This window comes from Rhizobium sp. Root1204 (assembly GCF_001424965.1).
Lineage (GTDB): Bacteria > Pseudomonadota > Alphaproteobacteria > Rhizobiales > Rhizobiaceae > Pararhizobium.
Map to the genome: position 1 here is coordinate 75,410 of NZ_LMCZ01000012.1, position 23,760 is coordinate 99,169.

28 protein-coding genes are annotated in these 23,760 nt (G+C 60.1%); 15 read left to right on the top strand and 13 right to left on the bottom strand.

Annotated elements, in window-relative coordinates:
• Positions 1–163: 163 nt before the first annotated feature.
• On the bottom strand, positions 164–2,029 hold the full coding sequence (locus ASC96_RS13465; protein WP_060503565.1) for a LysM peptidoglycan-binding domain-containing protein: 1,866 nt from the start codon (positions 2,027–2,029) through the stop codon (positions 164–166).
• 258 nt (positions 2,030–2,287) lie between these two features.
• Here ASC96_RS13465 and ASC96_RS13470 point away from each other — a divergent pair, with 258 nt between their 5' ends.
• The 3 genes from ASC96_RS13470 (at position 2,288) to ASC96_RS13480 (ending at position 3,555) form a co-directional block, all read left to right on the top strand.
• On the top strand, positions 2,288–2,908 hold the full coding sequence (locus ASC96_RS13470) for a TIGR00730 family Rossman fold protein (RefSeq protein ID WP_082512060.1): 621 nt from the start codon (positions 2,288–2,290) through the stop codon (positions 2,906–2,908).
• Positions 2,909–3,025: 117 nt separating this feature from the next.
• Complete coding sequence (locus ASC96_RS13475) at positions 3,026–3,262, top strand: hypothetical protein (RefSeq protein ID WP_060503566.1); 237 nt, start codon at positions 3,026–3,028, stop codon at positions 3,260–3,262.
• Positions 3,263–3,267: 5 nt separating this feature from the next.
• Entirely contained in the window at positions 3,268–3,555 is a 288-nt protein-coding gene (locus ASC96_RS13480; protein WP_060503567.1) for a type II toxin-antitoxin system RelE/ParE family toxin, read from the top strand.
• Positions 3,556–3,641: 86 nt separating this feature from the next.
• Here ASC96_RS13480 and rarD read toward each other — a convergent pair whose 3' ends face one another.
• Complete coding sequence (gene rarD / locus ASC96_RS13485; RefSeq protein WP_060503568.1) at positions 3,642–4,580, bottom strand: EamA family transporter RarD; 939 nt, start codon at positions 4,578–4,580, stop codon at positions 3,642–3,644.
• Positions 4,581–4,824: 244 nt separating this feature from the next.
• Between rarD and ASC96_RS13490 the strand changes: the two genes are divergently transcribed.
• A complete protein-coding gene (locus ASC96_RS13490) occupies positions 4,825–6,810 on the top strand; it encodes a bifunctional 2',3'-cyclic-nucleotide 2'-phosphodiesterase/3'-nucleotidase (RefSeq protein WP_060503569.1) in 1,986 nt (661 codons plus the stop codon).
• Positions 6,811–7,170: 360 nt separating this feature from the next.
• Here ASC96_RS13490 and ASC96_RS13495 read toward each other — a convergent pair whose 3' ends face one another.
• Positions 7,171–8,202: an IS110 family transposase gene (locus ASC96_RS13495; RefSeq protein ID WP_060503570.1), complete on the bottom strand. Its 1,032-nt coding sequence runs from the start codon at positions 8,200–8,202 to the stop codon at positions 7,171–7,173.
• A 163-nt stretch (positions 8,203–8,365) separates the two neighbouring features.
• Between ASC96_RS13495 and ASC96_RS13500 the strand changes: the two genes are divergently transcribed.
• Positions 8,366–9,247: a DMT family transporter gene (locus ASC96_RS13500; RefSeq protein ID WP_060503571.1), complete on the top strand. Its 882-nt coding sequence runs from the start codon at positions 8,366–8,368 to the stop codon at positions 9,245–9,247.
• 83 nt (positions 9,248–9,330) lie between these two features.
• On the opposite strand, the gene cimA is transcribed toward ASC96_RS13500, so the two are convergent.
• From cimA to cysS, 8 genes are all read right to left on the bottom strand, one after another.
• Positions 9,331–10,947, bottom strand: a complete 1,617-nt coding sequence (gene cimA, locus ASC96_RS13505; RefSeq protein WP_060503572.1) for a citramalate synthase — start codon at positions 10,945–10,947, stop codon at positions 9,331–9,333.
• Positions 10,948–11,157: 210 nt separating this feature from the next.
• Positions 11,158–12,117 (bottom strand): prolyl aminopeptidase, encoded by a 960-nt coding sequence (gene pip / locus ASC96_RS13510; RefSeq protein ID WP_060503573.1) that lies wholly within the window; start codon positions 12,115–12,117, stop codon positions 11,158–11,160.
• A 34-nt stretch (positions 12,118–12,151) separates the two neighbouring features.
• A complete protein-coding gene (locus ASC96_RS13515; RefSeq protein WP_060503574.1) occupies positions 12,152–12,625 on the bottom strand; it encodes a GFA family protein in 474 nt (157 codons plus the stop codon).
• A 1-nt stretch (position 12,626) separates the two neighbouring features.
• Positions 12,627–13,121, bottom strand: coding sequence for a GFA family protein (locus ASC96_RS13520; protein WP_060503575.1), 495 nt, complete (start codon positions 13,119–13,121; stop codon positions 12,627–12,629).
• Complete coding sequence (locus ASC96_RS13525) at positions 13,121–13,600, bottom strand: GFA family protein (protein ID WP_060503576.1); 480 nt, start codon at positions 13,598–13,600, stop codon at positions 13,121–13,123. Before ASC96_RS13525 ends, ASC96_RS13520 begins: the two co-directional genes overlap by 1 nt.
• A complete protein-coding gene (locus tag ASC96_RS13530) occupies positions 13,597–14,019 on the bottom strand; it encodes a type II toxin-antitoxin system VapC family toxin (RefSeq protein WP_060503577.1) in 423 nt (140 codons plus the stop codon). The genes ASC96_RS13525 and ASC96_RS13530 overlap by 4 nt, the downstream gene beginning before the upstream one ends.
• The gene (locus ASC96_RS13535) at positions 14,016–14,270 is read right to left on the bottom strand and encodes an AbrB/MazE/SpoVT family DNA-binding domain-containing protein (protein WP_112834565.1); all 255 of its coding nucleotides are present in this window, start codon (positions 14,268–14,270) and stop codon (positions 14,016–14,018) included. Before ASC96_RS13535 ends, ASC96_RS13530 begins: the two co-directional genes overlap by 4 nt.
• Positions 14,271–14,326: 56 nt before the next feature.
• Entirely contained in the window at positions 14,327–15,757 is a 1,431-nt protein-coding gene (gene cysS / locus ASC96_RS13540) for a cysteine--tRNA ligase (protein WP_060503579.1), read from the bottom strand.
• A 413-nt stretch (positions 15,758–16,170) separates the two neighbouring features.
• Between cysS and ASC96_RS33330 the strand changes: the two genes are divergently transcribed.
• Complete coding sequence (locus ASC96_RS33330; RefSeq protein WP_164491950.1) at positions 16,171–16,308, top strand: hypothetical protein; 138 nt, start codon at positions 16,171–16,173, stop codon at positions 16,306–16,308.
• 4 nt (positions 16,309–16,312) lie between these two features.
• On the opposite strand, the gene ASC96_RS13545 is transcribed toward ASC96_RS33330, so the two are convergent.
• Complete coding sequence (locus ASC96_RS13545) at positions 16,313–17,077, bottom strand: SOS response-associated peptidase (protein ID WP_060503580.1); 765 nt, start codon at positions 17,075–17,077, stop codon at positions 16,313–16,315.
• Between the two features lie 65 nt (positions 17,078–17,142).
• Here ASC96_RS13545 and ASC96_RS13550 point away from each other — a divergent pair, with 65 nt between their 5' ends.
• The 9 genes from ASC96_RS13550 (at position 17,143) to ASC96_RS13590 (ending at position 23,140) form a co-directional block, all read left to right on the top strand.
• On the top strand, positions 17,143–17,565 hold the full coding sequence (locus ASC96_RS13550) for an NUDIX domain-containing protein (protein WP_060503581.1): 423 nt from the start codon (positions 17,143–17,145) through the stop codon (positions 17,563–17,565).
• A gap of 54 nt (positions 17,566–17,619) precedes the next feature.
• Positions 17,620–18,042, top strand: coding sequence for a TIGR02301 family protein (locus ASC96_RS13555; RefSeq protein ID WP_082512061.1), 423 nt, complete (start codon positions 17,620–17,622; stop codon positions 18,040–18,042).
• 125 nt (positions 18,043–18,167) lie between these two features.
• Positions 18,168–18,437, top strand: coding sequence for a hypothetical protein (locus tag ASC96_RS13560; protein ID WP_112834535.1), 270 nt, complete (start codon positions 18,168–18,170; stop codon positions 18,435–18,437).
• Positions 18,438–18,450: 13 nt separating this feature from the next.
• Positions 18,451–19,200 (top strand): hypothetical protein, encoded by a 750-nt coding sequence (locus tag ASC96_RS13565; protein ID WP_060503582.1) that lies wholly within the window; start codon positions 18,451–18,453, stop codon positions 19,198–19,200.
• Positions 19,201–19,272: 72 nt separating this feature from the next.
• Positions 19,273–20,112 carry a folate-binding protein YgfZ gene (locus ASC96_RS13570; RefSeq protein ID WP_060503583.1) on the top strand — a complete coding sequence of 280 codons (840 nt, stop codon included), beginning with the start codon at positions 19,273–19,275 and terminating at the stop codon, positions 20,110–20,112.
• The gene (locus ASC96_RS13575) at positions 20,109–20,717 is read left to right on the top strand and encodes an HD family hydrolase (RefSeq protein WP_112834536.1); all 609 of its coding nucleotides are present in this window, start codon (positions 20,109–20,111) and stop codon (positions 20,715–20,717) included. Before ASC96_RS13570 ends, ASC96_RS13575 begins: the two co-directional genes overlap by 4 nt.
• A 1-nt stretch (position 20,718) precedes the next feature.
• Positions 20,719–21,258, top strand: coding sequence for a tyrosine phosphatase family protein (locus ASC96_RS13580; protein WP_060503585.1), 540 nt, complete (start codon positions 20,719–20,721; stop codon positions 21,256–21,258).
• A complete protein-coding gene (locus ASC96_RS13585; RefSeq protein ID WP_112834537.1) occupies positions 21,248–22,222 on the top strand; it encodes an NAD regulator in 975 nt (324 codons plus the stop codon). Before ASC96_RS13580 ends, ASC96_RS13585 begins: the two co-directional genes overlap by 11 nt.
• A gap of 93 nt (positions 22,223–22,315) precedes the next feature.
• Positions 22,316–23,140, top strand: a complete 825-nt coding sequence (locus ASC96_RS13590; protein WP_060503586.1) for a mechanosensitive ion channel domain-containing protein — start codon at positions 22,316–22,318, stop codon at positions 23,138–23,140.
• An 11-nt stretch (positions 23,141–23,151) separates the two neighbouring features.
• On the opposite strand, the gene ASC96_RS13595 is transcribed toward ASC96_RS13590, so the two are convergent.
• Positions 23,152–23,664, bottom strand: a complete 513-nt coding sequence (locus ASC96_RS13595; protein WP_060503587.1) for a superoxide dismutase family protein — start codon at positions 23,662–23,664, stop codon at positions 23,152–23,154.
• Positions 23,665–23,760 lie beyond the last annotated feature (96 nt).

Consider the following 23,760-nt stretch of genomic DNA (forward strand, 5'->3'; position numbering starts at 1 on the left):
GCAGTCCTTGCGCGTCTTGGATGTCACGACAATGAAGGACATCGAGGAGGTGGCGCGCAGATGCTATTTTCAATCAAAAGCGGCGCCCTTTTCAAGGCGCCGCTTTGTATCTCAGATAGGTCTTATCATCGGCAGCCGCAATGGAGCGGCAGTTAAAAACCGGTCAGGGCAGATGCTTCACATGCTTGCGGTGCATCTCTTCCGATTCGGATTCCGACATCGCCTTGTCCGGCACGCCGAAAATCTGGCCCGGAAGAATCCGGTCCGGATCGGCGATCTGGTCCTCATTGGCAAGGTAGATCGTCGTGTAGCGGACACCGGCGCCATAGACGCGGCGCGAAATCTGCCAGAGCGTGTCGCCACGGCGGATGATCACCGAGGTCTTGCTCTGCTGTAACGGTGCCTGCTGGACGGTTTTCGGTTCGGCAGATGCTTGGCCGGTGGCAGCGGAGGCATCATCGGTTACCGTAGCGGCAGTGCCTGACTCTGCGGCAGGCTTCTGTGCCGTCTCCGTCGTCGCAGGCTTGGCTGCATCGCTGCTTTCAACCGGTGCCGTGCCTGCCGCTGCGGCAGAATCCTGAGCAGGTGCCGGTGTCGTGGTTTGGCTGGCAACGGCATCGTTACCCGTACCATCAGTGCGCGGCATCAAGGCCGAACCGACCGCAGTCTCGATCTTGCCGAGCGATGCAGAGACACTTGCCGCATCCTTGGGGAGCGCCTTCAGCATGGTCAGCGCATCCGTCGCGGCCGAGGCGGTCTTGGCCGCCATTTCCTTGACATTCGCATCCAGATTGTCAGCAACCTTGAAATCGGCGAGCGACTTCAGAGCGATTTCTGTCGCCGAACGCGCCGCCGCCAGTTCTTCTGCCGACGGCACCTTGCCACCCGCAAACAGGCCCTTCAGCAGGCTCAGAGCCTTGGTCGCTTCCAGACGCAAGCCATCGAAGCTGCCGCCTTCGAGCGGCACGACGGAACCCTGTGCGTTACCCTGCGCCACGGCTGCCACCTGATCACCGGCCGGACGATCGAACGGCACGGCGGCACGCAACTCGACCTTGCTGCCATCAGCGCCCATCATGTCGGCACGGATCGTGTGGTTGCCGACAGGCAGCTCGATCGTGCCGTCGACGACGAAGCGGCCCTGCTCGTCGGTCTTGGTTTCTCCGACCAGCGTGTCGTCGGCGTAGATGCGCACCAGCGCACCCGCCTTGGCGTTACCGGCCACGAAAATCTTCTTGCCTTCAATCTCGACGGCCGAAACGCCAACAACGGATTTGTCGCCGGTTGCTGCGGCGGCAGCCGCATCGCCTGTCGCCGGAGGCTGAGCGGAAATTGCCGTACCGGCAGGCTGGGCGACATCCGTCGCGGTCTGTGCAACCGCCGGTGAAGGCTCGGCTTTGGCCACTTGACCGGAAGCAACGGCGGCCGCGCCTGCTACCGGCTTGGTGATGATACGGCTGGCCTCACCGGGCTTGGAGACCATGGCGAGCAATTCGCCTGTCTTGTCTTTCGGGATCGAGACGGTTGCGACTTCATCCGAGGACGTGGTCACGCCGTTTTCACCGATGCTGCGCAGCGTCAGCTGATAGTCGCCTGCCGGCAGCGGATTATCGAAGATCGCAGCGAAATCGCCGGTCGCACCGACATCTGCAGTCGCAACGACTGTTTCGCCGTTGACGATCTCCAGTTTGGTATTGGGCTGTGCCCGTCCTGCAATCACCGTCGAACCATCGGGCTCGACGCGCAGCACGTCGAAGGCAGGCACGGTCAACGCCGAAGCCGCATCGGCGGGCTTGGCATCGGTCGCAGTCGCGGTGTCGCCTGCGGCGGCCGGGCGCGCACTCTTGGCGTCTGCCGGCTTGGCGTCTGCCGTTTTGCTATCGGCGGTATCTGCTGGCGTTTGCGCCGGAGCTTGCGCCGTGACCTTGTCCTTACTGCCGTTGATATTGGGCATGACAAAGAAAATCATCAGCAGTGTCGCAATTGCCAGGACGATAAGAGCCACCCAGCCGGCCTTGTTCTTCATCATGCACATCTCCAAATGGCCCGGAACCGCCTACGCCCGGCATGGGCGCAGAAGGGCAGCTTTTTCCAAGCCTTACTGCCAGCAGCTTTCCGTCAGTTGCTGTTGAACGGAATCAACCTCACTATAACGTCAGCTCAAGCTTAAAAAATGCTAACGATTCCCGAGGTTTTCCACAAGCATCGCCGCATGTTCAGACCGGCCGAAAGCCCCGTTTCCCGTCATTTTTCTTGACGCATCCTGCCCACGGTGTCTCTTTGGGGCATGAGCGAGAAAAACATCCCGATTCGATCCGTTTGCGTCTACTGTGGCTCCCAGCCCGGACGCGATCCGTCCTTCATGGACGCCGGCCGGATTCTCGGCAAATCCATCGCCGAAAATCACCTTCGCCTCGTCTATGGCGGCGGCACGAAAGGCATCATGGGAGCCGTCGCAAGCGGCGTTCTTTCGCATGGCGGCCGCGTGACAGGTATTATACCAGAATTCCTGATGGATATGGAGGCCACCCGCCATTCGCTGGGGCAGCTCAGCGAACTGATCGTGACGCCGGACATGCATGAGCGCAAACACAAGATGTTTGAGCGTTCGGATGCGTTCGTCACCCTGCCCGGCGGCATTGGCACGCTCGAGGAGATCGTCGAGGTCATGACCTGGGCGCAGCTTGGCCGCCACCGCAAACCGATCGTGCTGGTCAACATCAACGGCTTCTGGGATCCGCTGATGAAGCTGATCCATCATATGGCCGACAGCGGCTTCATCCACACCGCCCACCTCGTCCAGCCGCTGGTCATCGACAGCGCCGACGAAGTCGTTCCGGCCCTGCTTGCCCATTGGGCCAGCCAGGTCGACCGCGACGGCGACGACGGCATCATCGCCAAGCTGTAATCGTCGCGGCGCAATGGTATTTGACGAGACCATTCGGCCGGTTCCTGCCCGTATTGATCGACCGGCTGCAGAGTTGTACTCTGGCGGTAGAACAAGGTGTGCCGGAAATATATTTTGATGAGCGACAAAAACAGCATTTCCGAAGATTTAAGCCGCCGCATCGATAAGCTGGCTGCCCGGTCAGCTTTGACGCGCCAGCAGATCATTGAGGATGCGCTATCGCATGGCCGCTCCCTTGCCTGGCAGGAAAAATGGGTTGAAGGCGTGCAGGACGGCATCGAAGAAGCCGATCGTGGCAATTTCGCCACCTCGGAGGACATTGCAGCGGTTCTGAACAAGTACAACCAGGCATAAGGGCCGTGCGGATCGTATGGACGAAACGCTATCTGCTCGAGCTTAGCCGCATCGGTGATTACATTGCCACGCGAAACCCACGGGCCGCTGCGCGCATCGTCAACGACATTCACGCAAAAACAGAAAGGCTGCTGTCCAGCAATCCTTTCATCGGACGCCGTGGCGAAATTCGCGGGACGCGGGAACTCGTCATTCCCGGCACGCCCTACATTGTTGCCTACCGCGTCGGAGATACGCAGGTAGAAATACTCTTCGTCCAGCATGGCGCCCGTGAATGGCCGGAAGACGCTTAACGCACGTCCGGATCCATCGGGATCAGGATGTCTCCAGGCTCATCGCGCCACGCAAACCCGCAAAGCGGATTTTGCGTGGCTTTGGCCTATTCGGCCGCGTTCGGCACGGCTGCCCGGCGGGCGCGGCTTTCCAGGATCATCGATGTCGAATAGACCGCCAGCGCTGCCCAGATCAGGATGAAGGCTATCAGCTTCGATGTGCCGAAAGGCTCGTGGAAGACGAAGACGGCGATGATGAAGATCATCGTCGGGGCGATGTACTGCATGATGCCGATCGTCGACAGTTTCAACAGCTTGGCGCCGTTGGCGTAGATCATCAGCGGGATCGCCGTGACCACGCCGCAGGCCATCAGCCACGCGACATCGGCCCAGCCGGTATCGGTGAAATGGCCCTGCCCGGTGAATTCCAGATAGGCGATATAGCCGAGTGCGGGAACGCTGAGCAACAGCACTTCGAGGAAGAAGCCCTGATTGGGTCCAACCGGCAACGTCTTGCGGAAGAAGGCATAAAGCCCCCAGGACAGCGCCAGGCCGATAGACACCCAGGGCAGACCACCTGCATCGAAGGCAAGCACAACGACGGCGATGGCGGCGAGAACGATCGCCACGATCTGTGCCGGGTTGAGCTTTTCCTTCAAAAGAACCGCGCCGAGGAAGATCGAGAACAGCGGATTGATATAATAGCCAAGCGCGGTTTCGAGCGCCCGCCCTGCCCCGATCGCCCAGACATAGATGCCCCAGTTGATGGTGATCAGCACCGCCGTCAGCATCGCCATCTTCAGCATGCGCGGGCTGCGCAACGCCACCTTCACGTCCTCCGTGCGGCCAAGCAGGATCAAGACGGCACCGGCGAGCGGCACCGACCAGACGATCCGGTGCGCCACAACCTCGAAGGCCGGAATATGCGCCACAGCCTTCATGAAGAACGGCAGGAAACCCCAGAGCAGATAGGCCGTTAGCGCAAAGGCGAAGCCACGAGGAGAATCGCCGTTTTGCACCGCTGGTGTTTGTTTCGCGTCAGTCATGGCATTTCATCCCGTTGCAGGCTGCCAATGGCAGTCCTTTGTCATTACGGCCGTCCTACTCCAAACACGGGTGATCAACCAATTCATTTCCGTGAACCTTGCTACAGCAATGCTCACAATGCTCTGCCCCGGCTGTTTCACCGCAGCTTGTCGAAAATACCCGATATTTTACGGGGTGCATTCTGGCGTTTGCCGCTTTAGGTTCCTTACCAGGCAATGACCGGTCAGAGATAAGGACTTCACGATGTCATCCATCCTCGCGCTCCACCCGATTACCCGCCGCTCGCTCCTGAGCGGTGTCGCAGCCACCTCCGCCCTGGTTCTCCTGCACCCCTTTGCCGCGCGCGCGGCCGCCAACCAGGCGCATCTGCGCATCATGGAAACCACCGACATCCACGTCCACGTCTTCCCTTACGACTACTACGGCGACAAGCCGAACGACACGCTGGGACTTGCCCGCACCGCCTCGATTATCGACAAGATCCGTGCCGAGGCCGGTAATTCCTTCCTCGTTGACAATGGCGATTTCCTGCAGGGCAATCCGATGGGCGATTACATGGCCTATCAGCACGGCATGAAGGAGGGCGATGTCCACCCGGTCATCAAAGCGATGAACGTGCTTGGCTACGAGGCCGGCACGCTGGGGAACCACGAATTCAACTATGGCCTCGACTATATGTTCAAGGTGCTGGGTGGTGCCAATTTCCCTTATGTCTGCGCCAACCTGACCAAGGGGCAGCTCGCAGCGAATCCGAAGGACGACCAGCTGTTCTTCAAGCCCTACACGATCGTTGAAAAAACCATCACCGATGGTTCCGGCGCCGCAAACGAACTGAAGATCGGCATCATCGGCTTCGTGCCGCCGCAGATCATGCTCTGGGACATCAAGAATCTCGAGGGGAAGGCACAGACGCGCGATATCGTCGAGGCGGCCAAGGCTTGGGTGCCTGTGATGAAGGAGGAAGGTGCCGATATCATCATCGCGCTCTCCCACTCCGGCATCGATGGCTCCGGCCAGAGCGACCGCATGGAAAATGCCTCGCTCTATCTTGCCGGTGTCGAGAGTATCGACGCCGTGTTTACCGGCCACCAGCATCTCGTCTTCCCTGGCCCCAAGAGCTTTGACGGCATCGACGGCGTCGATCCAGTCAAGGGCACGCTGCTTGGCAAGCCGGCCGTCATGGGCGGCTTCTGGGGCTCGCATCTCGGCCTGATCGATCTTCTCTTGGAAAAGGACGGCAACAGCTGGAAGATCGTCGATTTCACCACCGAGGCGCGGCCGATCTATCACCGCGAAGACAAGAAGGTGGTGGCTGATGTGCCCGACCGCGCCGATGTCCTCGCCGCCGCCAGCGCCGAGCACGAGGCGACGCTTGCCTATGTCCGCACGCCGGTCGGCAAGACCTCGGCGCCGCTCTATTCCTACTTTGCGCTGGTGGCCGACGATCCTTCGGTGCAGATCGTCTCCAACGCGCAGACCTGGTACATCCAGGACATGCTGAAGGACACGGAATACAAAGACCTTCCGGTTCTTTCGGCCGCTGCTCCCTTCAAGGCGGGCGGGCGCGGCGGTGCGGACTACTACACCGACGTTCCGGCCGGCGACATCGCCATCAAGAACGTCGCCGACCTCTATCTCTATCCGAACACGGTTCAGGCCGTCGTCATCACCGGCGCGCAGGTGAAGAACTGGCTGGAAATGTCGGCCGGCATGTTCAATACCGTTGCGCCCGGCGCCAAGGACGTGGCTCTGCTCAACACCACCTTCCCCTCCTACAATTTCGACATTATCGACGGTGTCACCTACCAGATCGATCTGTCGCAACCGGCGAAATATGACGGCGACGGCAAGGCCGTAAACCCGGATTCCAACCGTATCCGCAACCTGTCGTTCGAAGGCAAGCCGATCGACCCGGCCCAGAAATTCGTCGTCGCCACCAACAATTATCGCGCCGGTGGCGGTGGCAAGTTCCCGGAAATCGCCAGCGACAAGGTGGTCTTCGCCGCCCCCGACACCAACCGCGACGTCATCGTCCGCTATATCATCGCCGAAGGCACCATCAACCCGTCGGCCGACGGCAACTGGAGTTTTGCGCCCGTGGAAGGTGCAACGGCGCTGTTCGAGAGCGGCCCGAAGGCACGCGGGCTGATGGCTGATGTCAAGAGCGTGAAGATCGAGGATGCCGGCGATGGCGCGGACGGGTTTGCGAAATTCCGGCTGGTGTTGTGACTTTCGAGCGCTCCGATAGGCGCGCTCCACCGGCACAGGATCCGAAGTGTACCGGGGCATGACGTCTTAGCCCGCCTGATTAAATCAGGCGGGCAAGCTCCCGCCCCCTATAATACTTCTGTAATGGGCCTTTGTTCGTCAAGTCCCTCAGTACCAAAATCTCGTCACCAGGATCATGCTTCTGTCCGTGGTCAACACGAAGGCCGCCACACCATGCCATAAGATCAGAACCGGCAGGTCAATCTAGGCGGCGTGATTGCCTAGGCATCACAGCACTACTTACGACCTTGCCAGGCTCTCGTCCCGGTGACGGGACCTCGTTGAGACGAAATTATAATTGCTTCGTCTCGATGCTTTTATTTACGCCGCAGAGGCTTCTTTGCCCCAACGAAACTCGGTCTCATCCACCCATAGACGATGAAGGACAGTCGCAAGCTTGCGGGCAAGCGCGACTTTGGCGCGTTTCATGCCACGCCGCTTTGCCACATCGACTGCCCATCGCTTCAGTGCAGAGAACCGGGTGGCGCGGGTCAGCATGATGTGAGCCGCCTCGTAAAGGGCCGTGCGCACCATTGTGTCACCGACCCGGCTGATGCCACCGTCCAGATCCGTTTCGCCGGATTGGTACTTCTTCGGCGTTAGTCCGAAGTACGCTCCGACGGTTTGGGATTTTGCAAACCGACCAGGGTCGTCGACCGCCGAGCGATAGGTGATCGCAACGAGTGCGCCAACCCCCGGCGTGGTCATCAGTCTCTGGCAGACCCGATCCTGGCGAACGATCTTCAGCATCTCACGATGTATTTTGGTGAACTCGTTCCAAAGTGCATGACGGGCATGCAACATAGCACCGATGACGGTCTCCAACACAGGATGTCCGTCGACGAGCTCCAATATCCGTCCTTCAAATCGACCGCGGCTCACATCGCCGACCTTCAGACCATAGCCACGCAAAATGCCCCGAATGCTCAACTCCACGTCACGCAATTTAGCTTGCAGTAGTTTGCGACCGGTCAAAAGCGCACGAACATCCTGCGAGCCGGGAGACTTCGAATGCACTGAGCGATACCATCCCATCCGCAACAGCTGCGCGATGCCACGTGCATCTTTCCTGTCGGTCTTGATGATCATCGCCGACAGGGCAGCCTTCACATGGCGGGTTTCCAGCAGAACGACATCAAAGCCAGCCTTCGTCAGACCTTCATGCAGCCATTGAGACAATGGGCCTGCTTCAAGGCCGATCCGCTTCAAAGCAAGCCCCAGCGATGCAAAATGTTCGATGAGCGCATCCGGCTCGCTCGCCACCTTGGTCTCGCAGATGATCTTGCCCGCCGAATCCACCAAACACACACTGCTTGCTTCCAAAGAAACATCAATTCCGGCAAAGTACTCCATGGCTGTTCCTCGCTTGATGTTTGGGGCCGACCCGTTCGGACCCCGTTTCAACATCGTCATTCTGAGGGACAGCCACCAATCTGGCTACAATCTCGGAAGCGCCGGCCCATTACGGCATCTAGGTGATCCCGAGCCACCACTCGAACTTGAAAGCACACCTCGCATGGATAACAGCCCGTCAATCGCAAAGGCGGCAGCATGGATGGTGACGTCTGTGGTCCTAATCCTGCTCATGGCTGTGTCGGGCCGCGTTATTACCCGCGAGCTCGACGTTTTCCAGGCAATGGAGATGCGGTCCGTCATTGCCTTTTTCATGCTGTTGCCGCTGGTATATCGCGAAGGCGGTATCAGAGCGATGCGAACCGGCATCCTGCCCAAACATATCGGCCGCAACGTTGCGCACTATGCGGGGCAATATGCCTGGTTGATGGGCCTGACGCTCATTCCGCTGGCTCAGGTCATTTCGATTGAGTTCACCGCCCCCATCTGGGCTGCGTTTCTGGCCGCAATCTTCCTCGGCGAGCGGCTGACATGGCGAAAAGGTGTCGTGATCCTTTTCGGTCTGGCAGGTGTGGCGCTCATCGTGCGTCCGGGGGCAGCGCCCCTCAATCCCGGCCATCTGATCACACTGGGCGCCGCCTTCGCGTTTGCGATTTCCTTCATTTCCACGAAGGCACTGACCCGCTCCGACAGCGCAACAAAAATCCTTTTCTGGATGCTCGTCATCCAGTCGATCATCGGGATCATTCCGGCGATCAACGTCTGGCTTTGGCCATCGGCCTCAACATGGCCGTGGATATTCCTGTTCGCATTCGCTGGCTCGTTTGCCCATTTCTGCATGGCGAAGGCGCTGTCTCACGCGGATGCCACTGTTGTCATGCCGATGGATTATCTGCGGGTGCCCTTGTCGGCAGTGCTGGGTTTCCTCCTGTATTCCGAGGCGATCGACAGTTTTACGGCGATCGGCGCTGGACTGATCCTGGTTGGTAACCTCTTCAATCTGCGGCGGCCGAATGCCAAGAAAGTCGAACCGACACCGACGTGACGATTGCAGGAGGTGGCGCGCGCCCTCGGTTAAGAAAGCGCGCCTCCTCCACAACAGCAACATGGGGCTTGCAGGCGAATACCCTACTCGGCCGCAGCCAAACCGGCCTGATCGCGGTTCTTCAACAGCTTGAACACGATCGAATCCATCAGCGCCTGGAATGATGCGTCGATGATGTTGTCCGAAACCCCGACCGTCCACCAGCGGGCACCGGTACCGTCGACGGATTCGATCAGGACGCGGGTGATGGCCTCGGTGCCGCCATTGAGAATACGCACCTTATAGTCCACCAGTTCCAGGTCCTCGATCTCCGACTGGTATTTGCCGAGATCCTTGCGCAGGGCCAGATCGAGCGCGTTGACCGGGCCGTGGCCCTCGGCGACCGACATGGTGGCTTCGCCATCGACCGAGACTTTGACCACCGCTTCCGAGACGGTCTTCAAATGACCGTTGGCATCGAAACGCCGCTCGACCATGACGCGGAAGCTTTCGACATGGAAGAAATCCGGCACCGAGCCGAGAATGCGCTGGGCAAGGATGGCGAAGCTGGCATCAGCACCTTCATAGGCATAGCCGGTTGCCTCGTTTTCCTTGACGATGGAAATCAGCTGATCGAGCTTGGGATCATCCTTGGAAACGGTGATACCGCGGCGCTTCAGCGCGTTGATGAAATTGGCCTTGCCGCCCTGGTCCGACACCATCACCTTACGCAGGTTGCCAACGCTTTCCGGCGTCACATGTTCGTAGGTGCGCGGGTCCTTCAGGAGTGCCGAGGCGTGGATGCCGGCCTTGGTGGCAAAGGCGGAGGCGCCAACATACGGCATCTGATGATCCGGCGAGCGGTTGAGAAGCTCATCGAACGAATGCGACAGCTGGGTGAGTTCCTGCAGCCGGTCGGCGTCGATCGCCGTCTCGAAGCGGCTGGTATAGGTTTCCTTCAGTGCCAGCGTCGGGATCAGCGTCACCAGATTGGCGTTGCCGCAGCGCTCGCCGATGCCATTCAGCGTGCCCTGGATCTGGCGCACCCCCGCCTCGACGGCAGCGAGCGAATTTGCAACCGCCTGGCCGGTGTCGTTATGCGCATGGATGCCGAGATTGGCGCCCGGTACGCCATGGGCAATCACAGCTGCGACGATGTCGCAGATTTCGGGCGGCTGCGTGCCGCCGTTGGTGTCGCAAAGCACGACCCAGCGGGCACCGGCGTCATAGGCGGTCTTGGCGCAGGCCAGCGCATAGGCCGGGTTGGCCTTGTAACCATCGAAGAAATGTTCGCAATCGATCATCGCTTCCTTGCCACTTGCGACAACAGCTTCGACCGAAGACTGGATCGATTCGAGGTTTTCTTCATTGGTGCAGCCAAGGGCGACGCGGACATGATAGTCCCAGCTCTTGGCGACAAGACAGATCGCATCGCTTTCGGCCTGCAAAAGTGCTGTCAGCCCCGGGTCATTGGAGGCGGACACACCGGCGCGCTTGGTCATGCCGAAGGCGACGAAGCGCGCGTTCTGGGTGCGTTTTTTTCCGAAGAATTCGGTATCGGTCGGGTTGGCGCCGGGATAGCCGCCTTCAACATAATCCATGCCGAACTCGTCCAGCAGCGCGGCAATGGCGATCTTGTCCTCGACGGAAAAGTCGATGCCCGGCGTCTGCTGGCCGTCGCGCAGCGTGGTGTCGAAGAGGTGGATTTTTTCGCGGGTCATCGGCTGGCCTCCGAACGTGTATTCCGAGCATGAGGTACATTACCCCCCTCTGTCGGCGACGCCGACATCTCCCCCACAAGGCGGGAGATTAACCGAATGCTCCGTGCTCGCCTCAACGGAAAGCTGGAAAGGGAAATGAATGATCTCCCCCCTTGTGGGGGAGATGTCACGAAGTGACAGAGGGGGGGGCAAGCGGCAAACGCTGTCATGTCAATTCTTCCCCGCAAACCCGTCCGTCGCCCGGATCAGCCGGTCGAGAATGCCGGGCTCGGAATAGGCATGCCCTGCCCCTTCGATCAGGTGAAACTCGGCTTCCGGCCAAGCCTTGTGCAGCGCCCAGGCATATTTTGCCGGGCATGGCATGTCGTAGCGGCCATGGACGATGACGCCGGGAATGCCATGCAGCTGGTGGGCGTCACGCAGCAACTGCCCCTCATCCAGCCAGCCGGCATTGACGAAGAAATGGTTTTCGATACGGGCAAAGGCGTGGGCATATTCCTCCTGCTCGAACGGCGTCGAGGTCGACGGTTCCGGCAAAAGCGTAATGGTTTCGCCTTCCCAGATGCTCCAGGATTTGGCGGCGGCAACACGGGTCGCCCGGTCATCGCTTGTCAGCCGCCGGTGATAGGCGTGCATCATCTCGTGGCGTTCGTTTTCCGGGATCGGTGCGATGAAGCGCTCCCATTTGTCGGGAAACAGTTCCGAGACGCCGAACTGATAGTACCAGTCGAGTTCGGCCTTGGTCAGCGTGTAGATGCCGCGCACGACGAGTTCGGACACGCGTTCGGGATGTTTTTCCGCATAGGCGAGCGCCAAAGTCGAGCCCCAGGAGCCGCCGAAAACCAGCCATTGTTCGACGCCGGCCATTTCACGCAGCCGCTCGATATCGGCAACGAGGTGCCAGGTGGTGTTGGCTTCCAGTTCCGCTTGCGGCGTTGACTTGCCGCAACCGCGCTGGTCGAACAGGGTCACGTCATAGAGTTTTGGATCGAACAGCCGGCGATGGTTCGCAGAGATCGTGCCGCCCGGGCCGCCATGCAGGAAGACGGCCGGCTTTGCGCCCGGCGTTCCGGATTTTTCCCAATAGATCGTGTGGCCGTCGCCAACGTCGAGATGGCCGGACGCATAGGCCTCGATTTCAGGATAGAGCGTGCGGAGAATTTCGGTCATGCTGTCTGCTTTCAAGGATGATCTTAAGCGCCGGTCAGGAGGCGTGCGGAAATTGCGGCCAGACTTCGGTGTCGTGGTCGGGATGCTGGAAGGAGATGATCTGTTCCTGCTGCATGTAGTAATTGGGATCTTCATGCACCGGCTGGTCGAAGATCGTTGTCACCCAGGCATTGCGGGCGGCGAAATTGACCTGGATCTGCGGCGCGAGATCGTCGCGGTTGTCGAAGGCGCCGATGGCAATTTCGAGCCCACCCGGATGCCTGTAGGTCAACGGCGTGCCACAGGCGGCGCAGAAGCCGCGGGCAATGTTGATGGATGACTGGAAATAGCTCGGCTCGCCGCGGGTCCATTCCGCCTCGCCTTCAACGGTGACCAATGGGCCGAAGAAGCCACCGAAGGCTTTCTGGCACATGCGGCAATGGCAGATCGACGGGCGGCCGAGGGCGCCATGGATCTTGAAGCGAATGGCACCGCACTGGCAGCCTCCGGTTCGGGTGGTTTCGGTCATCTCAGTCCTCCGGTGGCCAATGTTCAGTATCGTAGTCGGGATGCTGGCGGTTCGATTCCAGAATGGCAATGTGCCGCTCGGCGCTCGGCGCTGCGCCGTCATCGGTCTCCGTGCCGGGCAATCCCGGCAGGTGCGAAAACCATGGCATGCGCGATTCGACGCCGGATTGGGTCAGCGGCCGCACGTCATAGGGATCATCGAGCGACCCCAGCACGATATTAATGAAATCAGCCTCCGGCATATCGTAAAACAGCGGCGTGCCGCAAAGAAAACAGAAGCCGCGCCGGACCAGATGCGAGGAACGAAACCAACCGGGAGCGCCGCGGGTGATGCTGAAACTGGCGCGCGGCGCATTGGCGAGCGGCATGAAATAGTTTCCGGACGCCTTCTGGCACATGCGGCAATGGCACAGATGCGGATCGCCAAGCGTTCCTTCCGCCCGGTAACGCACCGCGCCGCACTGGCAGCCGCCGGTATAGATGCGGCTGATGCTCATCAGCGCTCCTCCGGCGGCCATTCGGCCGTATCATGATCCGGGTGCTGATAGGAAACCAGATTGGCAAGGAAGGATACGGCGTCCTGATCGGCCATCGTATCGTCGCCCGGCAATTGCGGGATGTGATCCACATAAGGCAGCTTGGCCTCAATGCCCCACTGGATTGTCGGGACGATCCCTTCCGGCCGGTCAAAGGCGGCGATCGTCAGCGCCACACCATCCGGTGCCTCGTAGGTCAGCGGCGTACCACAATCGCCGCAAAAGCCGCGCGACGCTGCGTTGGAGGACTGGAAGCGCTTGGGTTCGCCGCGTGTCCAGACAAGCTTTGCCTGACGCACAGAAACCAGTGGCAGGTAGAAATTCCCCGCGGCCTTCTGGCACATCCGGCAGTGGCAGACGGACGCATCGCCAAGCGCGCCTTCGACACGGAAGCGAACCGCACCGCATTGGCAGCCGCCCGTATGGACGATAGCGGTCATGGATGTTCCTCCGGCGCCAACCAGTTTTCGATTTTCAAACCCTCGACACGGGAAAATTCACGGGTGTTGTTCGTTACGAGCGTTAAATTGAGCGAACATGCATGAGCGGCGATAAAGAGGTCAGCCAAACCGATTGGCTGACCCTGACGCTCCAAATCATTACGAATGACACTGTAGTTCTGGGAAGCCGCGTCATCGTAGGGGAGGATGGCGATGCGGGATAAGGTATTCTCGACGAGATCGGATAGCCGGGGCGATCCTTTCTTCCTGATCCCGTAGCGCATCTCGGAGGCGACGACGGCGCTCACGCACAGTGCATCTTCACCGACCCGTTCCATGTACTGACTTGCAATACCGAAAGGGTTGCGGATCGCATCAGACAGAATATTCGTATCGAGCATGTAAAGCACACCGTTCACAGACTGAAGTCCTTCGGAAGCGGGCTGTCTTCATCAAGGTCCGGGAATTCTTCATCGAGCGGTTCCTGCGCGCGAAGCCACTCCAGCAAGCCGCTTTTCTTCTTCGGCTCGATGATCAACCGGTCACCTTCCTTGCGCATGATCGCCTCGTTTCCCGGGAGTTCGAACTCCACGGGAATACGGACGGCCTGATTTCGGCCGTTGCGAAAGAGTTTTACCTCGCGTCCCTGGTCAACCTTGATGACATTCATGACAGCCTCCTTCGGCATAGGCCTCAGCATATGCCTGTATCGTCAGTGAGACAAGTTCAGCGCCTGACCTCCCACGTCGTGACCCGCTCGCCCGTCGCCGCATCCTTGCCGTCCTTCAGCTGGATGCCCTTGGCGGCGAGATCGTCGCGGATCTTGTCGGCCTCGGCAAAGTTTTTGGCCTTGAGCATTTCAAGCCGCATCGCCACAAGCGCATCGACCGCCGATGCAACCGCACCGTCAACTTCCGCCTCCTTCGGCAGAACGCCAAGCAATGCAGCACTGGCGGCAAAGACCGGCAATGCGGCCGGGTCTGCATTCGCAGCCGATGCCAGCGCATGCAGGGCCTGCACCGCGGCGACCGTGTTCAGATCATCGGCCAATGCGTTGAGCACGGACGCATCCGGCGCCACATCGCCAGGCTTGCCGGCCGGCCATTTGGCCAGCAGGCGCTCCGCCTCCTCCAGCCGTTTGATCGAAAAATCGATCGGCTCGCGGTAATGCGTCATCAGCATGGCCAGACGCAGAACCTCGCCCGGCCACTTGCGGCCGCCAAACGTCTCGGTGTGCAGCAATTCGTAGATGGTGACGAAATTGCCTTCGGACTTCGACATCTTGCGGCCTTCGACCTGCACGAAACCGTTATGCATCCAGACATTCGCCATCACCTTGGTACCATGGGCGCAACGCGACTGGGCGATCTCGTTCTCGTGGTGCGGAAAGATCAGGTCGAGCCCGCCACCGTGGATATCGAAGACCTCGCCGAGATAGGCGGCCGCCATGGCCGAGCACTCGATATGCCAGCCGGGACGGCCCCGGCCCCAGGGCGAATCCCAGCCGGGTTCTTCCGGCGAAGAGAGCTTCCAAAGCACAAAGTCGCCAGGGTTTTTCTTGTGAATGTCCACAGCGACGCGTGCGCCAGCCTGCTGTTCGTCAAGGTTACGTTTGGAGAGCTCGCCGTAAGCCGACGTCGAAACGGTATCGAACAGGACTTCGCCATTGGTTTCATAGGCATGACCGCGTTCGATCAGCCGCCCTATCAGCGTGATCATGTCCGACTTTCCGTCCTCACGCGGCTGCACGAATTCGGTGGCACGCGGCTCGTGTGTCGGTTCAAGGCAGCCAAGTATCGCCACGTCGGAATGGAACTGGTTCGCTGTCTTCTCCGTCACGCGGCGGATCGCTTCGTTCAGCGACAGCGTACCATTGCCGATCTCTGTGCCGAAATCCCGCAGCGCCCGCGCATTGATCTTGTCGTCGAGGTCGGTGATGTTGCGGGCGTAGGTCACGTGGCTTTCGCCATAGACATGGCGCAGCAGCCGGTAGAGCACGTCAAAGACGATAACCGGGCGGGCATTGCCGATATGGGCGAAGTCATAAACCGTCGGGCCGCAGACATACATGCGGACGTCATCGGGATCGATCGGCGCAAAGGCCGCCTTCTCCCGGGTCAGCGTATTGTAAAACTTCAAGTCTGGCAGTCCGCTCATTTCCATCTCCCATTCCGCACGATACCGGATACACGCAGCCGCCAGGCTGGACCTTCACGTTGTCATCTTGGATTTTGGGAGACGAAAACGGCCAGGCCAGCGTTGAGGCTAGCGAATAATAATCCGGCAGATGCAGCAGATAACCGTTTTCATGGGCTGCTTTATCGCGCTTCGATCCGTCCTGGTCAAGAGGTCAGCCGCGCTCCAGCATCTTATGTTGCAATACTGGATTATTCGTCATCGTTTTGTCATGATTGCGCTTATCTGGAGAGGCCAGATGTCTGGGGAATCAAGGCTTTGAGAACTTGCACATTAAAGCCTGTTTCCCGGGGCACAATAAGGAGCGCCGTTCTGGTGGAGAACACAACGGACGAAGCGATTCCGCTTAGGGAAGCATCTGAGGAGAATTTGAAATGCCTGGCACAAAAACCGACAAGAACAGTCCGCGAGCGGCGGCCAATCTCGTCGAGCAATATCGTCCGCTTGGCCTGAAGGCCGTGCTTGCCGCTGCCCTGCAGATCAAGCCAAAGCCGGTGAAAAAGCCGGCCTGATCGCTCAAAAGAGCGACAGCTGCGGATTTGCAGGTGTTTCTTTCGGCTTTGAGGAAGGCCGCGCCGATACATGCACCGGCGTCTGAAGATCGGCGCCGGTATTGGCCACCTTGTTCACCTTGTCCGACACGGCGATGACGTCGAAATAGTCATCATCGACCGGGGCCAGCAAATCGGCGACATCGCGCGGTTCCTGTGTCCTGCAATCAAGCCAGCGGGCAAAATCCTCCGGCTTGATCACCACCGGCATGCGGTCATGAACATCGCCGACGCGCGTGTTGGCACAGGTCGTCAGGATGGCGGCCGTATCGACCTCGGATCCGTCCGCCGAAGACCAAGTTTCCATCAGTCCCGCAAATGCAACAATGCCGCCGTCTCTCGGCTTGATCCAGTATGCCTGCGCCGCCTCGCCGCTTTCCTTTGACGGCCGGTGCCATTCGTAGAAACCGGAGGCCGGGATCAGAACGCGCCTATGGCGCATCGCTGCCTTGAACGAGGCTTTTTCCGCGGCAGTTTCAGCCCGCGCGTTGATCAGCAGCGGAAAATCGCGCGGGTCCTTGACCCAGGACGGCGTCAGCCCCCAGCGCACCAGCAGCGCCCGGCGATCCGGCAGGTTGCTGCCGGGGCGCTGCCTCTCACCGGACATGACGATGATAATCGGTTGCGTCGGGGCAATATTGAAGCGCGCCGGAAAATCCTCAGTCTCCATAAGACCGAAAATATCCGCCAGTTCCTTGGGTGTCGCTGTCAGCGAAAATCGTCCGCACATGGCTTTCAGATCGCACTTCGCCTAAGGTGGGTCAAGATTTACAGCACTTTTCCGGTTCCATCGATATGACAGTTCCCCCCCAACTTGCCTCTTCCGCCATTCTCGAACGCAACGGGCGCTATCTGCTCGTGCGCCGCGCCAATCCGCCATCCGCGGATATGTATGCGTTTCCGGGCGGCCGCGCCGAGGCAGGCGAAACGCCGGCGCAAACGGCGGTACGCGAGTTTCATGAGGAGACCGGTATTCTGCCACGCAATCCGCTGCTGTTCGAGACTTACGATCTACCACCGCGTGAATCAGACGGGCCGAGTGCCCGGCATTTCTTTCTTTCGGTGTTCACGGTGGACGCCGACCCCGATCTTGTTGCCATCGCGGCTGACGATGCAGCCGATATCGGCTGGTATACGGCCGATGAAATCTTCGGCCTTCCCATTCCAGAAAGCGTGTGGGAATGCGTGGAAAAACTCGAGGCGCTGCGGCAGCGATGAGCCTGCCGCCAAAATCCACTTGCCCGCAGGCATGATTCGGGGCTTGAAAGGGAAATGATCCGTTTTCTGGCCGCACGATCGTCTCTTCTCCTGGCTTTTGCCTGCCTGCCGCTTGCCGCGCTGGCGCAGGGCGTTCCACCGGCGGGCGCGCCTGTTGCTGTCGCCGAGAAGCCTGCACCTTACGATGCGCGCCTGCTGCGTTTATCGGAAATCCTTGGATCCGTTCACTATTTGCGCACCCTCTGCAAGGATTCCACTGCAGATACCTGGCGGCAATCGATGCAGGATCTGCTCAACAAGGAAGCAAAGGGCGAAGCCGACCGGCGTGCGCGGATGACCGCCGCCTTCAACCGCGGCTACCGGACATTTGCCTCGGTTTATACGGCCTGCACGGCTCCGGCCGTGGTCGCTGACGAGCGATACCGTGCCGAAGGAGCAACACTTGCTTCAGAAATAACCGCCCGCTTTGGAAATTAACGATAAATTAACCTCTTTCTTCAGGAGCCCGTGTCGTTTTGGGAAAAGGCTGCTAAGGTTGTTAAGAGAGTGGTAAGAAGTGGCATCGCCCTGAGTCAGGTGCCAAGTAAAGAGCGTGAAACGGCATGGAACGAATGATGGAACCAAGTCTGAATGACATCGACGACATGATTGTTCATGAGAAGATGCAGGCAGCCCTGGAACACCAGAATGAGGCCTGGGCGGATGGCATGGCCGATGGCATCGAGCCTGAAATCATTGCCGACGCTGCCATTGCGCTTGCCATGCGCGAAACGATCCGCCTTCATGGCGAAGAAGGTGCCGAGGCCATGCTGAATTCGCTTCGCGAGCGTATGCTGGCCGGTGAATTCTCACCGGAACGCACCCTGCAGTAGTTTCGAGGCTATCATGGAACGTCAGCTGTCAGCATGCCGGATGCGTGCGGTTCGCCTTTCTGCGTTGCTGCTTTCCAGCCTGCTCGCCGTATCCATCCTTCTGCCCCATCCAGCCTTCGCACTCAGCGAATTGAAGCGGATACCTGGCGAAACGAGCCAGGATAAGCCGGCCAAGGACATTCCCGAAGAAGACGAGCCACGCGATACCGACCCCATGCAGATTCCGATGCCGGATCCGCTGGTCAACAAGCCTGCCCGTGACGCCAAGGATGATTCGATAGAGGACAAGGCGCCAGCCGCTCCGGTCGAGGTCCTGTCGGACGTTTCCAAAATTCCCAAGCCGGTCGCCCGGATGCGCGAATTGATCGTCGAGGCTGCCGCCTCCGGCGACATCGAACGGCTGCGGCCCCTGCTCGGCAAAGGTCCGACCCAGACTCAAGTCGGCGAGGCCGATGCCGATCCGATCGAGACGCTGAAGGGCCTGTCGGGCGATCCGCAAGGGATCGAAATCCTGGCGATCCTGCTCGATGTGCTGTCGGCCGGTTTCGTTCTCGTCGACAAGGGTACGCCTGAAGAAGCCTATGTCTGGCCCTACTTCACCGAAAAGCCGCTGGCATCCCTGACCCCGCCGGAAAAGGTTGATCTGTTCCGTCTGGTGACCGCCGGCGATTTCGCCGAGATGGAAGAAGGCGGCAATTACAATTTCTACCGCGTGGGGATCACACCTGACGGCCAGTGGAAATTTTTCGTGGCTGGCGACTAACGGCGGCGCAAAGCGCTTGCCGCGGCGCGTGCGAAATCCTACCTGTTTCACCTGACAAACAGGATAAACGCCATGCAGCCCGCCACCCTTCCAGATCGTGCCATGATTACCGTGTCGGGACAGGACGCGCAGGAATTCCTGCAAGCGCTGATCACCACCGATCTCGACCTTCTCGAAGACGGCGAAGCAAAGCCCGGCGCGCTTTTGACACCACAGGGCAAGATTCTGTTTGACTTCATGGTCAGCCGCGACGGCGCGACGATCAATCTCGAAACCGGCGCGGATCAGGCCGAAGCGCTGTTGAAGCGATTGACCATGTACAAGCTACGCGCGCCGATTTCACTGTCGCTCGCCAATCCTGCCGCCGTTGCCATCCGTTTCGACGAGGCGCCCGGCGCCTATCGCGATGCGCGTTTTGCCAAGGCCGGACTGGCCGTTTTCCGCACCTATGGTGGAGAGGGCGAAACGGCTGGCACCGGCGACTATGATCGCCTTCGCATTCAGAGCGGTATTGCCGTTTCGGGCTCCGATTATGCTCTGCAGGACGCTTTTCCCCATGATGTGCTGATGGACAAGAACGGCGCACTGTCCTTCAAGAAGGGCTGCTATGTCGGCCAGGAAGTCGTGTCGCGCATGCAGCATCGCGGCACCGCGCGGCGGCGTGTGGTGATTGTCGCAGCAGAAACCGCACTGCCGGAAACCGGAACAGCGCTGACGGTCAAGGGACGCTCGATCGGCACGCTCGGCAGCGTCATTGGCGCATCAGGCTTGGCGATCGTGCGCATCGACAAGGCTGGCGAAGCCATCGCTTCGGGCGAGCCGATCCTTGCCGGAGACACCGCGGTAACGCTCACCCTGCCCACCTGGACAGGCCTGGATTTCCCGGCTGAAGCCGGTGAGGAAAGCGCCTGATGTCTGCCCGTGCCTGGCAGCGCATGCTTTCCGGACGGCGGCTCGATCTGCTCGACCCCTCACCGCTCGATGTCGAGCTGTCCGATATCGCCCACGGGCTTGCCCGTGTTGCCCGCTGGAACGGCCAGACGGACGGTGATCACGCCTTTTCCGTTGCCCAGCATAGCCTTGTCGTCGAGGAAATCTTTCGCCGCCAGTTCAGCTGCACAGCCGAGGAATGCCAGATGGCCCTGCTGCATGATGCCCCGGAATATGTGATCGGCGACATGATCTCGCCGTTCAAGGCCGTGGTCGGCGGCGGCTACAAGGTGGTCGAGAAGAGGTTGGAGAGCGCCATTCATCTGCGTTTCGGCCTTCCTGCCGCGGCATCGGCGGAGCTGAAGACCCGGATCAAGAAGGCCGATCAGATCGCTGCCTATTTCGAGGCGACCGTGCTTGCCGGATTTTCACTGACCGAAGCGCGCAAGTTCTTTGGCCAGCCGCGCGGCATCACCCGCGAGATGATCCTGATCGATCCGCTGCCGGCCATCGAGGCGCAAAGATTGTTTGCCGAACGGTTTGCCGCGATCGAGGCGGAACGTTCGGCTTTACGGGCGGTGTCCTGAGATGCCGGTGATTGTCGTCTCGCCCCTGTCGCGCATCGCCGAAATGGCTGTGCGCCATCGCGCCCGCGAAATGATCAGCCTGATGGCCAAGGAGCAGGCCTTTCATCGTCCGGCCGTGATTACGGCTGACCGGCATCTACTGCTGGGAATGAACGATATTACCTTTTCCGGAAATGCCGCTCTTGTCGCTCCGGGCGAAGAGCACGTGCAACAGATCATCGACTTTGCGCGGCAATGGGATCGTTCGGCTCCGTTGCTGATCCACTGCTGGATGGGCATATCGCGCTCGCCTGCCGCTGCCGTTCTCGCCTCCCTGGCGGTTGAGCCCGATCAGGACGAAACAGAGCTTGCATTGCGGCTGCGCGCCGCCTCCGCCTATGTCACGCCCAATTCCCGGCTGATCGAGATCGGCGATCGGATGTTGTCGCGCGACGGCCGGCTGGTGGCGGCAATCAAGGCCATCGGCCGCGGTGCCGATACCGATGGAAACGTGCCCTTCGTCTTTTCCCCGCTGCCGGAGCCTGCCGCCCATGCCGGCTGACAGGACCGTTGGCGTCGAAATCGGCCTCAACGCCGCGATCGTCGCGGTGACCAGCCGCTCGCCGCGTATCCTCGCTGTCAGCGACGAACAGAGTGACAGCCGGGACGGCCTGCCCTTCGGCCCCTTCGACCCTGCCCGCCACCGGACATTCGAAACCAGCCTTCGAGCCAGCGTCGAGCAGCAGACGGCGCTTGATCTCGGGTACATCGAGCAACTCTACACATTTGGCGACCAGGGCCGCCACCGCTCGGCGGGCGAAAGCAGTACGCATATGGTATCGGTCGGCTATCTGGCGCTGACCCGCACGGACGCGGAAAACAACGCCCGCCTCGCCGAGGCCGGCGCCCATTGGCGCGACTGGTACAGCTACCTGCCGTGGGAAGACTGGCGGCAGGGCCGGCCAGTGCTGATCGACCAGATCATTCTCCCCGCCTTGCGCCAGTGGGAAATGGGCGGGCATCAGGACGAACGGATGGGCCTGCCGCAACGGCGCACCCGCACACGCCTTGCCTTCGGGCTCGATGATTTCCCCTGGGACGAGGAGCGCGTGCTGGAGCGCTACGAACTTCTCTATGAGGCCGGCCTGGTCGGCGAAGCCGTGATCGACGGCCGCGCCAGCGCCACCGCCACTCCGCCGGTTGGCCTGACAATGCGTCACGATCATCGCCGCATCGTTGCCACGGCGGTTGCGCGGCTGCGCGGCAAGATCAAATACCGGCCGGTGATCTTCGAACTGATGCCGCCGGAATTCACGCTGACGGATCTGCAGGCGACGGTGGAAGCGATTTCAGGCCGCCACCTGCACAAACAGAATTTTCGCCGTCTGGTCGAAGGCGCGGAACTGGTCGAGCCGACCGGCATGCTGACGGCCGCGACCGGTGGACGGCCAGCCGCCCTCTTCCGTTTCCGCCGCCAAATTCTCGACGAACGTCCGGCCCCCGGCCTCAAAGTTGGTGGTCGATAAATGCTGCTGACAGCAACTGCCTTTTTTCAGGGTTGACGCACCGGCCCCGCGCTCCATCTCCCTCCCCTTCAAGCATGACAAGGGAAAGGCCCGATGGAACAACAGGCAACGGACGTCATCATCGCCACACGCACGGCGCTCAGTCAGGCAAGCGCGCTGGCGGTGCAATATTCCTTCTCGGTCCTCGGCGCCGTCATCCTTTTGTTTGTGGGATGGATCATTTCGCGGCTTCTGCACAACTGGGCTTATTCCGGCCTGTCACGGGTGCGCGGCATCGACGAGACGCTTGCCCGGTTTTTCTCCAATATCGTGCGCTACGCGGTCCTGTTGCTGGTCTTCATCACGGTTCTTGGCCAGTTCGGGGTGCAGACAGCCTCGATCATCGCGACCTTGGGCGCCGCCGGTCTGGCCATCGGGCTCGCGCTACAAGGAACACTGCAGAACATAGCGGCGGGAATCATGCTCCTGGTGCTGCGGCCGTTCCGGGTCGGAGAGTCGATCGAAACGCCTGCCGTCACCGGCACCGTCACGGAAATCGGTCTCTTCGCAACGGAGTTGAGGACAGCGGATGGGCTCTATCGCCTCGCACCAAACTCGACGCTCTGGAATGTACCGGTCACCAACTACAGCCGCGAGCGCCTGCGGCGCCATGACCTGACGGTAATCATCGGCAATCACGAGGATATCGATGCGGCTCAGGCCGCCTTGCTGGATCTTGCGAAAGGAAATCCGGCCATAGAACAAACCCCGGCCCCCTCGACTTTCATTGCCGATCTGAGCAAGGACGGGACATCGCTGACGCTTCGCTACTGGGTGGGCACCGCCAAATGGTGGGCGACGACACGCGATATGCTGCGTGCCGCCAAGCGTGTCTTTTATCTGCCTGAACAGCCAGCCGAGGATCCGGCTGCCTCGTAAGGCCGGAGCTGCTATTCGATAACCGCACAAGCGAGCCGGTCACCGGCATCACCCGAAGGCTGGCTGCGATTGTCATCGGATTTCGCATGCACCATCAGCGCCCGGCCGCGAATGCCGTTATCGGCATTGTCGAGCACCACCATGCTGTTGAAGACCTGCGCTCGCATGACGCCATCGGCGCCGACATACTGGTTGGGCATATCACCGGCATGCGGGCCGTTGGCGGCGAGAAAACCATGTTCGGCATTACCCGGGTTGAAATGCTTGCCGGCCGATTCATGATTGTGCGCGGCGTCGCATTTGCCGGTCTCGTGCACATGAAAGGCTACCCACTTTCCGGGCGGCAGGTTCGTCACCTCCACCTCGATCAGTACGCCATTCTTACCCTTCGTCAGGGTTGCCCGTCCCGTCTCCTTGCCATCCTTGCCGATGAAATTGGCGATGGCAGTCTGGGATGACGATTGCGCAAAAGCGCCTGTCGATGTGACGAGAACAAGGGCGAGCGTAGGGAGCAAGCATTTCATCAGACATTCCTCCAGTGGATGATTGGCTGAAGATGCAACGCCTGATGCGGCCAGCAGTTCCACAATCAACCGGTATGGCTGGAGAAACCCTGTGAT